Source organism: Micromonospora sp. CNZ296 (assembly GCF_007827635.1).
Map to the genome: position 1 here is coordinate 1 of NZ_VISW01000035.1, position 12,903 is coordinate 12,903.

A 12,903-nucleotide genomic window follows, 5' to 3' on the forward strand; every position below is an offset into this window, starting at 1 on the left:
GAGACCGTTGCTGCTGGCGGCGGGTTCGGATGAGGGCGGCGAGGTGGTTCAGGCTGCGGGTGGACAACGGAATCGCGGCAGGGTAAGACAGCACAGCGAGGCTCCCGGTTGGGGCATCTGATCTTGGTCGATTGCTGTCTTACCGGGAGCCTCGTCCTACCTGGACACCGGCCTCCCACACCGCCCGTGACCTGCGCCGTCACGATGAAAATGGCTCAAGGTAGTGGTAGAGATCGATCCGAGTCGAAAGCACCCAAGGGTGTGGATCAACGATCAAGCGCAGGTTTCGGTTCAGGTTAGGGCCTCAAAGGTCGAAGAGGGGCAGCCGGTCACCGAAGCCGATATCCAAGAAGTCCTTGCAGTCTTGCCACCGGATGTGGGTCCCAACAGTGGGTACGTATGCCTTGCGACCATCGGTGGCAAAAGGTACGTGACATTCGACTTTCGCTACAACCGCGAGCAGGTTGCCGGGCTTCTTCGGCGTGCTGAAGAATTTCTTTCTGTAGCGCGTGGTTGCTCTGAAACGACACCTGCCGTTGCATGCGACGTCGCCTACTCTGCGGCAGAACTGACAGTGCAGGCGAACATGTTGCTACAGCAGGAGCGGACCAAGAATCACTCGTACCGGCAGGAATGGCTCGACCAGTGGGTGGCACACGCCAACGCACCCAGCAGCCATGCTGAGACGCTAAGAGCGTTGCATGGCGCACGATCGGCGGCGCGATACGCTGACGGGAACCTTGATATTTCCGATGAAGAGCTTAATCGACTTTTAGGCACGGTCGACGAGATGATTAATTATGCGCGATCGCGTGCAACCTAGCGTTGATGCGATTTCGCAACAGGGGGCCACTCGTCCACTAGAACTGCATAGAGGAGCGAGTCTCGCCATGCTCCGTTGGTGAAGACGTGGTCCCGAATGCGGCCCTCGTACTTCATCCCGAGACGTTCGGCTACAACTATGGACCCGCCGTTGTCGGGTCCGATGGCAGCGGAGATGCGGTGTAGGCCCAACTCACGAAATCCAAAGTCCGTCAGGGTGCGGGCGGCGTCGGTGGCGTAGCCGTGGCCCACTGGTCGGCGCGGATGGCATATCCGAGCTTGGCGGCCCTCACGCCGTCGAGGCCGAGCCGAGCGAACCCGATCAGCTCGTCTCCTGGCAGGGTCACCGCTAGGTAGTACTCGTTGCGGGGCTCCGTCTTGGCCCGGGCCACCGCTCCCTCGATCATCGCCGTCGCGGCTTCAAGATCCCGGCTGTCGAACGAGAGCCACTGCGTCACGCGTTCGTCGCCTACGAGGGCAAGAGAAGGGGCCGCGTCGTCGCTGCGGAACTCTCGCAGGATGACGGCGCGGCCCTTCAACGTCACGGGGTACATGCCCCGATCTTGCCCTACCTGGGAAGGGCTTTCAGCGGCGTGCTCGTGTAGTCCTCGATCTGCTGGAGCAGGTCTCGCCCCTCGACCGCCAGCCCGGCCCGGGTGACGGCCTGGTGCACACGCTGCACCGAGTGGATGATCCCGTTGATGCGCTGGCTCGGCGGCAGTTCGAGCACCGGCCTTACGGCCTCGACGGCGCCCTCCAGATCCCGCGCGGCGATCCGTGCGATCGCCAGGTCAGAGTGTGATCCGGCCTGGTCACCAAAGGCCCACGCGGGGTCGTTGGGGTTGGCGTAGGCGTTGACGGCGCGGGTGGAGAAGTCGACTGCCTGGTCCGCCTCGTTGGGCAGCCAGGCAAGGGCGTCGGCGGCGCAGTAGAGCGTGCGGGGTTGGTTGAACGTGCAGATGCCGCCCAGCTCGTCCAGCTCGTCCACCTCGTCCGGCTCGACGCGATTCCATGCTTCTTCGGCGGCCCGAATCGCGCTGAGGGCCTTGGCACTGTTGCCGAGTGCGGCATAGCCGCGGGCTGCGCTGACCGGTAACCAGACGGAGGTCGTGCCTGCGGTGCCAGCGGCGATGTTGGTGCCCGCCTCCGCGTACCGGACGGCCTCGGCATACCGACCGGCCCAGTAGGCGACCATGGATTGGAGGCCGCGAAGCCAGGCCCTCAGCCCGTTGTGGTCGGCCTGGTCGGCGCAGAGGACGGCGGTGCGCGCTTGCAGCATCGCGGCATGCGGGTCAGCGAGGTCGTGGGACGCCTTGGCCAGGAGCCCGCTCGTGACGGCGGTGAGGAAGTGCAGTTGCCGGGCCTGCTGCGGCGTCTGCCTCCGCTCCAGTAGGGCGAAGAGGGTGTCCTGGGTTTCGACCATGTCACTCAACAGTTCAGTGAGCGGGCGCTGCGGGTAGGCCAGCGCCAAGCGCTGGACGTCGTCGCTCAGCGAGCAGATCAAGAAGGGCCGTGATCGGGCACGTAGCGGGCACGGCCAGCGCAAGGAGCGGTAGCAACGACTGAGGCCCCGGCCAGGAAAGCTGTCCTGAGCTGGGGCCTCACGTTGGAGCGGGTGACGGGAATCGAACCCGCACTGTCAGCTTGGGAAGCTGATGTTCTGCCATTGAACTACACCCGCAGGCGGCACCACTCTACCTGAAGGTCACCACCCCTGTGCATCCAGGTGCCCGCGCGCCACTTCGGCGAGGTGGCGGCATCGGCGGGCGGTTGACCCCGCCACCTCCCCGAGCTGGAGTGGATCAAGCGCCAACGTCGACAACGTATGGGCGTTCTCAAATGCGTCGATGGGATGTAACGTCTGCCCCACGTTTCCGAACCGGCGTGACACACCCCCTGGCACGCCGTCAGAAAGAGGTGGGCCCATGGGACTCCGTCCCAACCTGCTGACCCGGCGTACCGCCGGTGTCGCGACGTCGACCCTCGCGCTGCTGCTCAGCACCGCCGCCGTCGGCGTCGTCCCCGCTGCTTCGGCCTTCTCGGCCGCCCCGGCCGGCGTCTGCGCCGAGCCGGCCGACGCCCACGCCGACGAACACGCGAACGCGCGCGTCGCGAAGGGCGGCAACGCCAAGCTCGACCCCAATCACCTGACCGCCAAGCAGGTCCGTGACCGTGAGGCCGACCTCGCCGCCGCGCAGCGCGAGCGGGCAAGCTTCCGGACCGGCGCCGTCGCCCCGCTGGCCACCGTGACCATCCCGGTCGTCGTGCACGTCATCCAGGAGAACAGCACCCGGGCCGGCGGCAACATCACCGACTCGATGATCAACCAGCAGATCACCGTGCTGAACCAGTCGTACGCGGGCTCGACCGGCGGCGCCGCCACCGCTTTCGGGTTCCAGCTCACGAAGATCAACCGGGTGACGAACCCGTCGTGGTACCCGATCGTGCAGGGCTCCTCCGCCGAGCGCTCGATGAAGACCTCGCTGCGTGAGGGCGGCAAGAACACGCTGAACATCTACCTCGGCGAGCTGAGCAACGGCCTGCTGGGCTGGGCGACGTTCCCGAAGCGGACGCTGGACAAGATGGACGGCGTGGTCGTGCTGAACGAGTCGCTGCCCGGCGGCACCGCGACCAACTACAACCAGGGTGACACCGGTACCCACGAGGTCGGCCACTGGCTGAACCTCTACCACACCTTCCAGGGCGGCTGCTCCGGCTCGGGCGACAGCGTCTCCGACACCCCGGCCGAGGCGTCCCCGGCGTACCAGTGCCCGACCGGCCGCGACACCTGCTCGACCGCCGGCAAGGACCCGATCACCAACTTCATGGACTACACGTACGACTCCTGCATGTACCAGTTCACCGCCGGCCAGGCGAGCCGCATGCTCACCGCGTGGAACGCCTACCGCGCAGCCTGACCGTCGTACCGCGTACCGGTGCCGGCCCTGTCCTCGGACGGGGCCGGCACCGTTTCGTCGTGGGCCGGGTCAGGCGGCCGGGCGGCGGGTGTCGAAGCCGTGCCGGCCACGCCGCCCCTCGGCGGCGAGCGGGTCACGCCGGGCGGGTTCGGCCGCGCGCGGATCGAGCCAGACCCGCACCTGCGGCGGAGCGGCGCCGGGCTGCGCCACCGGGTCGCGCCGCGTCAGCATCGCCGCCTCGACGGTGAACTCGAACAGCCGCCAGTCGCCCTGCGGCGACGCGCGGCCGATCCGGGCCAGCCGGGCCACCGTGGCGGGGTCGGTCACCGGCCGGGCGCGGCCTGCCACGTACGCCTCGTCGTCGCTCTCCTCCGGCGGGAACGAGTGCAGCGCGTAGCGGCCGTCGCGTTCGAGGTCGCGGCGCTTCGGCGAGTCGATGACGAAGCACCAGAGGCCGTCGGCGGTGAACACCGGGGAGACCGGGTGGACCCGGGGGCCGCCGTCGGCGCGGACCGTGGCGAGGTAGCCGAAGCCCGGCCCGTACTGCTGCATCAGGAGGCGGATCTCGTCGGCGAGGCGGGGCTCGTCGGCGGCGAATTCGGACCAGGAAGCCATGTGGACACTCTATCGAACACGTGTACGAAGATGTAGTGCGACACGCAGGTCACCGGCACCTGTCGCTATGGTGTTCCGATGCTGCTCTCCGACCGCGACCTGGTCTCCGAGATCAAGGCCGGCACGCTCGCGCTGGAGCCCTTCGAGCCCACGCTGGTGCAGCCGTCGAGCATCGACGTACGCCTGGACCGGCTGTTCCGGGTCTTCAACAACCACCTCTACACGCACATCGACCCGTCGATCCAGCAGGACGACCTGACCTCGATGGTGGAGGTGCCGGAGGGGCAGCCGTTCGTGCTGCACCCGGGCGAGTTCGTGCTCGCCTCCACCCTTGAGGTGATCTCGCTGGGTGACCAGCTCGCCGGCCGGCTGGAGGGCAAGTCGAGCCTCGGGCGGCTGGGGCTGCTGACCCACTCGACCGCCGGCTTCATCGACCCGGGTTTCTCCGGTCACGTCACGCTGGAGCTGTCGAACGTGGCGAACCTGCCGATCACGCTCTGGCCGGGCATGAAGATCGGCCAGCTCTGCATCTTCCGGCTCTCCTCGCCGGCCGAGCACCCGTACGGCTCGGCCGTCTACGGGTCGCGTTACCAGGGGCAGCGCGGACCGACGCCGAGCCGATCCTGGCAGAGCTGGCGCACCTGGCCGACCCGCTGACGGCGCCCACAGTTGTTAATAGGGGCCCCCTCCTCTACCGGAGGCGTTAAGAGGGGGCCCTTCCTTACACCCGGCCGTAGCTGTTGATGTCGCCGTCGTCGACCCGCTTCATGGTGATCGGCTTGCCGGACTGGGAGGCGTGCACCACCCAGCCGTCGCCCACGTACATCGCCACGTGGTGCAGGTCGCTGTAGTAGAAGACGAGGTCACCGGCGCGCAGCTCGGCCCGGCTCACCCGCTTCGTCATGCCGTGCTGCTGGCGCGCGTTGTGCGGCAGCGAGACACCGCCCTTGGCCCAGGCCGCCATGGTCAGGCCCGAGCAGTCGAAGTGATCCGGCCCGGCCGCGCCCCACACGTAGATCTTGCCGATCTGGGCGCAGGCGAACTTGACCGCCGCTCCGGCAGCGCCACCGGGGTAACCGGCGGGGCAGGGCGCCGGGCGCAGCGGGCCGCCGCCACCGTTGCCGTACACCTTGAGCCGCAGCTTCTGCAGCCGGGCGATCTCGGCGTCGATCTGCTTCTTCTTCGCCGCGAGCTGGGCCTCGGTACGCGCCAGTCCGGCGATCATCTCGTCCAGCGGCTTCTTCTTCGCCGCCAGTTCGTCGCGCAGCGCGGCGACGGAGCGCACCTGCTCGTGCTGGCGGTGCGCGAAGCGGTCGAGCAGTTCCAGGCCGTTGACCAGGTCACCGGGTGAGCGGCTGCCCAGCAGCGCGTTGACGGTGGAGAGGTTGTCACCCTTGTAGGCGTCGGCGGCGAGTCCGCCGACCTGGCCGAGCGCGGCGTCCACCCGGGCCTGAAGGGGTGCGATCTGCCGGCCGAGCGCGTCGGCCTGCTTGCGCCGCGCGGCGAGCTGCTCGCGTACGGCGTTGACCTGTTCGATGACCGGTTCGAGTTTGTTCCAGTCGCGGTCGATCTGCGCCTCGATCTCGGCGACCGAGGGTTCGGCGTGTGCCGCCGTGGCGCCACCGGTCAGGATGACTGCGGTGCCGACGAGAGCGGCGAGGGCTGTGGTGAAGCGGGACCAGCGGGTACGCGGCACAGCCGTGGACCGGTCGACCGACCGGCTCGACGACGGCCGCGGGGCATGGAGTGCCACCGGGCGTCCGTACTCCTTCTTCCGTACCGCCTACCGGGTTAGCTGACGGATTCGGGCGGGAAGGGAGCCGCCCTACCGCATCGCTGCGGATTCACCCCAGGTACCTGGTTCCCCGGCTCGCCCGGAGGCGACTCGGCGGTGTCGGACCGTCACCGACCGGGTTGGACGGTGAGACGTGCGGCCGACGATTCACCAGAGTAGGGACCACCGTTATCGATCCGCAACTTCCAGCGCCGTGACACTCCGTACGCGATGAGGCGCCGCACCTCGGTCGGAGGTGAAATTTTCTTTCAAGGCTGATTACTCACTGGAAAGGTATTGACCCTCGCGGGTGTGCGGAGTGAGGGTGGAAACGCAGTGACCCCCATCCCTGTCCAGGAGGTTCGATGCACCTCTCCGCCCCGCCGTCGGGCAGACGGATACTGCTCGCCGCCGCAGTGGCGACAGCCACCGCGCTGGCGGCGACCGGCCCGGTGACCGCCGCGCCGGACACGTCTGCGTCCGCGAGCGACCGGCAACAACAATACGCCGCCGCCGCGGCAGAGTACGGCGTACCGCAGAACGTACTGCTCGGTGTCTCCTATCTGGAGTCCCGCTGGGACACCCACACCGGGCAGCCGAGCACCAGCGGCGGCTACGGCCCGATGCACCTGACCGACGCCGCGCACATCCTCGCCATGCCGGGCAGCGCCCACGTCGACGAGGACGAGGACCCGCGCGGCGACGACTCCCGGCCGCTGAAGCTCGACCCGGCCACCGCCGCCGCGCCGGAGCGGGAGACCCCGCTGCCGCCGGCCTCGCTCCAGACGCTCGACGCCGCCGCCGCGCTCACCGGGCTCGACGCGGGCACGCTGCGCACCGAGCCGGCCGCGAACATCCGCGGTGGCGCCGCGCTGCTGGCGTCGTACCAGAAGGCTCTGGGTGGGCCGGTCGGCGCCGGCACCGACCCGGCGGCCTGGTACGGCGCGGTGGCCCGGTACTCCGGCGCGGACACCTCGGACGCCGCGGCGGCCTTCGCCGACGAGGTCTACGACCAGCTCGGCCAGGGCGCCAGCCGCACCACCGACGACGGCCAGCGGGTCACGCTCGCCGCCACCGCCGCGAAGCCGGACCGTTCCCGCCTGGCCCGCCTGGGCCTGCGCAACGCCGAGCGGCCGGACGGGCTGGAGTGCCCGGTGCGGCTGGCCTGCGAGTGGATCCCCGCGCCGTACGAGCAGCTCAGCGACGACCCGGGCGACTACGGCAACCACGACCTGGGCGACCGGCCGAAGCAGCAGAAGATCGAGTACATCGTCATCCACGACACCGAGGGCTACTTCGGCCCGAGCGTCGACCTGGTGAAGCGGGCCGACTACCTGGGCTGGCACTACACGCTGCGCTCGGTGGACGGCTACATCGCCCAGCACATCAAGACCAAGGACGTCGGCTGGCACGCCGGCAACTGGTACGTCAACGCCAAGTCCATCGGCCTGGAGCACGAGGGCTTCGCCGGTCAGGGCACCTGGTACACCGAGGCGATGTACCGCACCTCCGCCAAGCTGGTGCGTCACCTGGCGCTGAAGCTCGGCATCCCGATGGACCGGCAGCACATCATCGGCCACGACAACGTGCCCGGCATCACCGCCGCCAACGTGGGCGGCATGCACTGGGATCCGGGACCGTACTGGGACTGGTCGCACTACTTCGACCTGATGAAGGCGCCGTTCCGCAGCACCGGCACGCCCCGTACCGGCCTGGTCACCATCGACCCGGACTTCGCCACCAACCGGCCGGCGTTCTTCGGCTGCAACCAGCAGCCGCCCGGCGTCCCGACGCCCCGGCCGCCGGCGCAGCCGTGCCCGTCGCGCGGCTCCTCGTCGGTGATCCTGCGGACCGCGCCGAGCCCGGACGCCCCGCTCGTCAACGACCTCGGGCTGCGCCCGGACGGCACGCCGGACACCATGTACATCTCCGACCACGGCGCCCGCGCCTCCGCCGGTCAGACGTACGCGCTCGCCGGCCGCCAGGGCGACTGGACGGCGATCTGGTACCTCGGTCAGAAGGCGTGGTTCCTCAACCCGGCCTCCGCGCCGACGGCCAAGTGGGCCACCGGCTTCGTCGTGACGCCGCGGCCCGGCAAGGCCACCATCCCGGTGTACGGGCGGGCCTACCCGGAGCAGGCCGCCTACCCGGACACCATCCCGTACCAGACCATCTCGCCGCTTCAGTACACGTTCGCCGCCGGCCAGCGGTACGCGGTGGGCGGGGTGCTGCCCGGCGAGTACTACCGGGCGGTCTCGTTCGACGGTTCGGCACCGGGTGACCGGACCGTGGTCCGCGGCGAGAACCGCTACGTGCAGGTCCAGTTCGGTCACCGGATCATGTTCGTGAACCTGGACGACGTGCTGATCCTGCCGTCCCCGGTCGGCGCGCCGCGCTGACCCGGCACCGCACACGGGAAGGCCCCCGGTCCGCGTGGACCGGGGGCCTTCTCGCTGCCCGGGTTCCGGGTCAGGCGACCCGGACGAAGCCGGCGATCGGCATCGTGCTGATGCTCGACACCTGGACCGGTTTGCCGGTACGTGGCGCGTGCACCATCACCCCGTTGCCGAGATAGAGCCCGACGTGGTGCAGGTCGGAGCCGAAGAACACCAGGTCACCGGGGCGGGCCTCGGAGCGGGAGATCCTGCGGCCCTCGTTCCACTGCGCGCCGGTGAAGTGGGTCAGCGAGATGCCCGCCGCCTTGTACGCGTACTGGGTGAGACCGGAGCAGTCGAACGAGTTCGGGCCGGTGGCGCCCCACACGTACGGGTCACCGACCTGGGCGCACGCCGTCTTGATGGCGGTCCGCGCGGCGCTGCTCACCACGCCGTCGACGGCGGGGCAGCCTGCCGGGCGGATCGAGGTCACCGGCAGCATGGCGGTCAGCCGCTTGATCTCCGAGTCGATCTGCTTCTTCTTCGCCGCGAGATCGTTCTGCTGCTTGATCTCCAGCGCGATCAGCGCGTCGAGCTTCTCCTTCTGCTTGTTGTACTCGTCGCGCACCTTGAGCACACCGGCGATCTGGCGGCGCTGGTCCTCGGCGATCCGGTCCAGCATGACCAGCTGCTCGGCCAGCGCGCCCGGCTTGGAGTTCACCAGCAGCGCGCCCAGCTCCTGCGACGGGCCCTGGATGTAGTAGCGGGCCGCGATGTCGCCGACCTTGTTCATGGCGAGCGTGGAGGCCAGCTCCAGCGGCACCATCTTGTCCTTCAGCGCCTTGGACTTCTTCTGGTTGGCGCGAAGCTGCGAGCGGACCTTGTTGAACTGCTCGATGGTGGGTTCGAGCTGCTGCCACTGCTTGTCGATCTGCGCGTCGATCTCGTCCACCGACGGCGCCGCGTGCGCCGGGGCGGTCAGCATTCCGGCGCCGACCGCGGCGGCCGCGACCAGGGTGACCAGACCGTGTACCACCCGTCGGAACCCGGCCCGCCGGCCGGGTGGAGCGCTCGGGGCGTGACGTTGAGGGGGCGTGGTTGCCACCGGCACGGACTCCTTTGCAACCGACCGCCGGGCGCCTCGCGAGAGGGAAGGTCGAGGCAGACGACCCACAGCGGTCGGTGCCTCACATTAGGGAAGGCGTCCGATGGAATCAAGGCGACCCTTTGTTCAATCACGTATCCGCAATCGGTTGCACACCAAGGGTATTCAATTCATCTTCCGACGATGGCTGTCAATACGTCGTCGAGCGTCACCACACCCATCGGCCTGCGTCCGTCGCTGACCAGCACCATGTGGCGGCGTTCGCGGCGCATCGCCAGCAGCAGATCGGCGAGCGTACGGTCCGGCGGCACCACAGCCAGCGGCCGGTAGATCTCGGCCGGCACGGGCGCGCGGCGGCTCGCCCCGGCGTACCCGAGCACGTCCTTGACGTGCACGAAACCGAGCACCCGGCGGGTGGACCGCTGCACCACCGGGAAGCGGGACCGGCCGGTACGGGTCGCCAGCACCTCCAGCGACGCCGGTGAGACGTCCTCGGCCACCGTGGTCACCGTGGACCAGGGTTGCAGCGCGTCCGCCGCGGTACGGCTGTGCAGGGCCAGCGCGCCGGTGATCCGGGCGTGCTCCTCGGCGTCCAGCAACCCCTCGGTACGCGCCTGGGACACCAGCCCGGCCAGTTCCTCGGCGGTGAACACGGTCTTCACCGCATCGGTCGCCTCCACCCGCCACCACCGCAGCACCTGCCGGGACGCCCACTTCATCGCCAGCAGCAGCGGCTTGGTGGCCAGGCAGAACGCCAGCATGGCCGGGCCGAGCCAGAGCGCCGACGGCTCCGGCCCGGCGAGCGTGATGTTCTTCGGCACCATCTCGCCGACCACCGTGTGCAGGAACACCACCACCGCGAGCGCGATGACGAACGACACCGGGTGCACCGCCGAGGCGGGCAGCCCCAGCGCGGCGAACGCCGGCTCCAGCAGGTGCGCCAGCGCCGGCTCGGCGATCGCGCCGAGGCCGAGCGAGCAGACGGTGATGCCGAGCTGCGCCCCGGCGATCATCAGCGGGATCTGGTTCATGGCCGCCAGCGCCAGCCGGGCCCGCTTCGACGTCGCCGCCAGCGGTTCGATGACCGTACGGCGGGAGGCGATCAGCGCGAACTCGCTGCCCACGAAGAACGCGTTGCCGAGCAGCAACCCCACCGCGACGAGTAGTTCAGGCACCGCCGTCGAGCTCCTCGGGGCGTACCACCCGCACCTGTTCGATCCGGTGCCGGTCGACCTCCACCACAGTGAACTCGTACCCGGCCTCGTCGACCGCCTCGCCCGGCACCGGGATGTGGCCGAGCCGCGCCATGAGGAACCCGCCGAGCGTCTCGTACGGCCCGTCGGGCAGCCGGAACCCGGTCTGCTCGACCAGCTCGTCGGCGCGCAGCACGCCGTCGGTCAGGACTGTGCGCTCGCCACCGGGCACCGTCAGCTCCACCGGCCCGAAGCCGTCCACCGCGTCCGGGTCGAACTCGTCGGCGATCTCCCCGACCAGTTCCTCGACCAGATCCTCCACCGTCACCACGCCGTCGGTGCCGCCGTACTCGTCCACCACGATCGCCAGGTCCGCCCCGGCGGCCTTGAGCGCGGCCAGCACCCCGTTCAGGTTCAGGCTCTCCGGGACGTACACCGGTTCCCGGGCCACGGCGGCGACAGTGGTGGCCGCGCGGCGGGCCAGCGGCACCCCCAGCGCGTCGGGCACCCCGGCGACGCCGGTGACCAGGTCGAGCGTCTCCTCGTAGACCGGGAACCGGGTCCGGCCGGTCCGCCGGGACGCCTCCAGCAACTCCGCCACAGTCGTGGTGGCGCGCAACGCGGTCACGTCCACCCGGGGCGTCATCGCCTCGGCGGCCCGCTTGTCGCCGAAGCGGATGGTGCGGCGCAGCAGCATCGCGGTGTCCGGCGGCAGCGCGCCGGCCCGGGCCGAGATGGCGGCGAGCAGGCCCAGCTCCTCCGGGGACCGGGCGCTCGCCAGCTCCTCCTGCGGCTCCACGCCGAGGCGGCGCACCAGCCGGTTCGCTGATTCGTTCAGCAGCCGGATCAGCCAGCCGAAGGTGCGGGAGAAGGCCCGCATCGGCGCGGCGGTGGCGAGCGCCGCGGGCATCGGGCGGGCCAGCGCCAGGTTCTTCGGCACCAGCTCGCCGAACAGCATCGAGATGAGCGTGGCCAGCGCCAGCGCGAGCAGGCCGGAGAAGCGTTCCGCGCCGCCGAGCGAGTGCAGCAGCGGCGCGAAGAGCCGGGCCAGGGCGGGCTCGGCCAGGTAGCCGGTGAGCAACGCGGTGAGCGTGATGCCGAGCTGCGCGCCGGAGAGCTGGAAGGACAGCTCACGCAGCGCGCGGCGTACCGTGGCGGCCCGGCCGTCGCCCTCGTCGGCCCGCCTGTCGATCTCCGCCCGGTCGACGGTGACCAGGGCGAACTCGGCCGCGACGAAGAAGGCGTTGCCGGCGGTCAGCAGCACGAAACCGACCAGGGGCAACAGCGTCAGAAGCAGAAGGCCGTCGATGCGCGTGATTGTGGCACGCGCGCGCCGATGGCGGACCCCCCGTAGCGTGGTGCGCATGGACGGTCTGCTGCTCACCGACGAACTGGTCCTGCTCGCGTACGACGACGGCGGCACGAACCGGCTCGGCAGTCCGCACCTCGGCTACGGCCTCGCCGGGGCGGTGCTGCTGGAACTGGCACTGGCCGGCCGGGTGGAGGTGGCGGACAAGCGGCTCGTCGTCACCGACCCCACCCCGACCGGCGTGCCGCTGCTCGACGAGGCTCTGGCGACTGTCGGATCGGGCCGCCCCCGCAAGCCGAAGGACTGGATCGGCAAGCTCGCCAAGGGCCTGCCGGACCGGGTGCTCGGCGGGCTCGTCGACGCCGGGGTCCTGCGCCGGGAGTCCGACCGGGTGCTGCTGGTCTTCCCGCGTACCCGCTATCCCTCGCCGACCGGCGCGGAGCCGGCGGTGGAGACGGCGGCCCGGGAGCGGATGGCTGCGGCGCTCACCGGCGACGGCCCGGTCGACGCCCGGACCGCCGCGCTGCTCACGCTGACCCGCGCGGTCGGCCTGGACCGCAAGATCTTCCGCGAGCTGCCGAAGGAGCGGGTCAAGGCGCGCATCGACGAGATCGCCGCCGGTGACTGGGCATCGGCCGCCGTCAAGAAGGCGATCGAGGAGATGCAGGCCGCGCTTATGGTCGCGATGACGGCCGGGACGAGCGCCGCCATCATGACCACCACGACCAGCTGAACGCGACGGCGGCGGCACCGCAAGGGTGCCGCCGCCATCGTGGTCCGGCTTCCTGCCGG

11 protein-coding genes, 1 tRNA gene, 2 pseudogenes and 1 riboswitch are annotated in these 12,903 nt (G+C 70.0%); of the genes and pseudogenes, 5 read left to right on the forward strand and 9 right to left on the reverse strand.

What is annotated here, in order from left to right; translation table 11 throughout:
* A pseudogene (locus FB455_RS32500) lies at positions 1-94 on the reverse strand (IS5/IS1182 family transposase); the annotation flags it as partial.
* Positions 95-259: 165 nt separating this feature from the next.
* On the opposite strand from FB455_RS32500, the gene FB455_RS32505 reads away from it, so the two are divergent.
* Positions 260-823 (forward strand): HEPN domain-containing protein, encoded by a 564-nt coding sequence (locus FB455_RS32505; RefSeq protein ID WP_186461712.1) that lies wholly within the window; start codon positions 260-262, stop codon positions 821-823.
* On the opposite strand, the pseudogene FB455_RS32510 reads toward FB455_RS32505, so the two are convergent.
* The 3 genes and pseudogenes from FB455_RS32510 to FB455_RS32520 all read right to left on the reverse strand — a co-directional run bounded on the left by FB455_RS32510 (position 820) and on the right by FB455_RS32520 (position 2,503).
* Positions 820-1,376: pseudogene (locus FB455_RS32510) on the reverse strand (GNAT family N-acetyltransferase). The gene FB455_RS32505 and the pseudogene FB455_RS32510 overlap by 4 nt on opposite strands.
* A gap of 14 nt (positions 1,377-1,390) precedes the next feature.
* Positions 1,391-2,326 (reverse strand): NsdA family TPR-like regulatory protein, encoded by a 936-nt coding sequence (locus FB455_RS32515; protein WP_486481631.1) that lies wholly within the window; start codon positions 2,324-2,326, stop codon positions 1,391-1,393.
* 103 nt (positions 2,327-2,429) lie between these two features.
* Positions 2,430-2,503 (reverse strand) — tRNA-Gly (locus tag FB455_RS32520).
* 244 nt (positions 2,504-2,747) lie between these two features.
* Here FB455_RS32520 and FB455_RS32525 point away from each other — a divergent pair.
* On the forward strand, positions 2,748-3,740 hold the full coding sequence (locus tag FB455_RS32525; protein WP_013283326.1) for a zinc metalloprotease: 993 nt from the start codon (positions 2,748-2,750) through the stop codon (positions 3,738-3,740).
* A 69-nt stretch (positions 3,741-3,809) separates the two neighbouring features.
* On the opposite strand, the gene FB455_RS32530 is transcribed toward FB455_RS32525, so the two are convergent.
* Positions 3,810-4,355, reverse strand: coding sequence for a pyridoxamine 5'-phosphate oxidase family protein (locus FB455_RS32530; protein WP_030269661.1), 546 nt, complete (start codon positions 4,353-4,355; stop codon positions 3,810-3,812).
* 78 nt (positions 4,356-4,433) lie between these two features.
* On the opposite strand from FB455_RS32530, the gene dcd reads away from it, so the two are divergent.
* Positions 4,434-5,012, forward strand: coding sequence for a dCTP deaminase (gene dcd, locus FB455_RS32535; RefSeq protein ID WP_013283324.1), 579 nt, complete (start codon positions 4,434-4,436; stop codon positions 5,010-5,012).
* Positions 5,013-5,076: 64 nt separating this feature from the next.
* Here dcd and FB455_RS32540 read toward each other — a convergent pair whose 3' ends face one another.
* Positions 5,077-6,108, reverse strand: coding sequence for a C40 family peptidase (locus FB455_RS32540; RefSeq protein WP_030269659.1), 1,032 nt, complete (start codon positions 6,106-6,108; stop codon positions 5,077-5,079).
* A gap of 13 nt (positions 6,109-6,121) precedes the next feature.
* A riboswitch (cyclic di-AMP (ydaO/yuaA leader) is annotated at positions 6,122-6,256 on the reverse strand.
* Between the two features lie 238 nt (positions 6,257-6,494).
* On the opposite strand from FB455_RS32540, the gene FB455_RS32545 reads away from it, so the two are divergent.
* On the forward strand, positions 6,495-8,528 hold the full coding sequence (locus FB455_RS32545) for an N-acetylmuramoyl-L-alanine amidase (protein ID WP_030269657.1): 2,034 nt from the start codon (positions 6,495-6,497) through the stop codon (positions 8,526-8,528).
* 70 nt (positions 8,529-8,598) lie between these two features.
* Here FB455_RS32545 and FB455_RS32550 read toward each other — a convergent pair whose 3' ends face one another.
* From FB455_RS32550 to FB455_RS32560, 3 genes are all read right to left on the reverse strand, one after another.
* Complete coding sequence (locus tag FB455_RS32550) at positions 8,599-9,609, reverse strand: C40 family peptidase (protein WP_013283321.1); 1,011 nt, start codon at positions 9,607-9,609, stop codon at positions 8,599-8,601.
* Between the two features lie 170 nt (positions 9,610-9,779).
* The gene (locus FB455_RS32555; RefSeq protein ID WP_013473368.1) at positions 9,780-10,784 is read right to left on the reverse strand and encodes a hemolysin family protein; all 1,005 of its coding nucleotides are present in this window, start codon (positions 10,782-10,784) and stop codon (positions 9,780-9,782) included.
* A complete protein-coding gene (locus FB455_RS32560) occupies positions 10,777-12,084 on the reverse strand; it encodes a hemolysin family protein (RefSeq protein ID WP_145755729.1) in 1,308 nt (435 codons plus the stop codon). Before FB455_RS32560 ends, FB455_RS32555 begins: the two co-directional genes overlap by 8 nt.
* A gap of 82 nt (positions 12,085-12,166) precedes the next feature.
* On the opposite strand from FB455_RS32560, the gene FB455_RS32565 reads away from it, so the two are divergent.
* Positions 12,167-12,844, forward strand: a complete 678-nt coding sequence (locus tag FB455_RS32565) for a GOLPH3/VPS74 family protein (protein WP_256092883.1) — start codon at positions 12,167-12,169, stop codon at positions 12,842-12,844.
* Positions 12,845-12,903 lie beyond the last annotated feature (59 nt).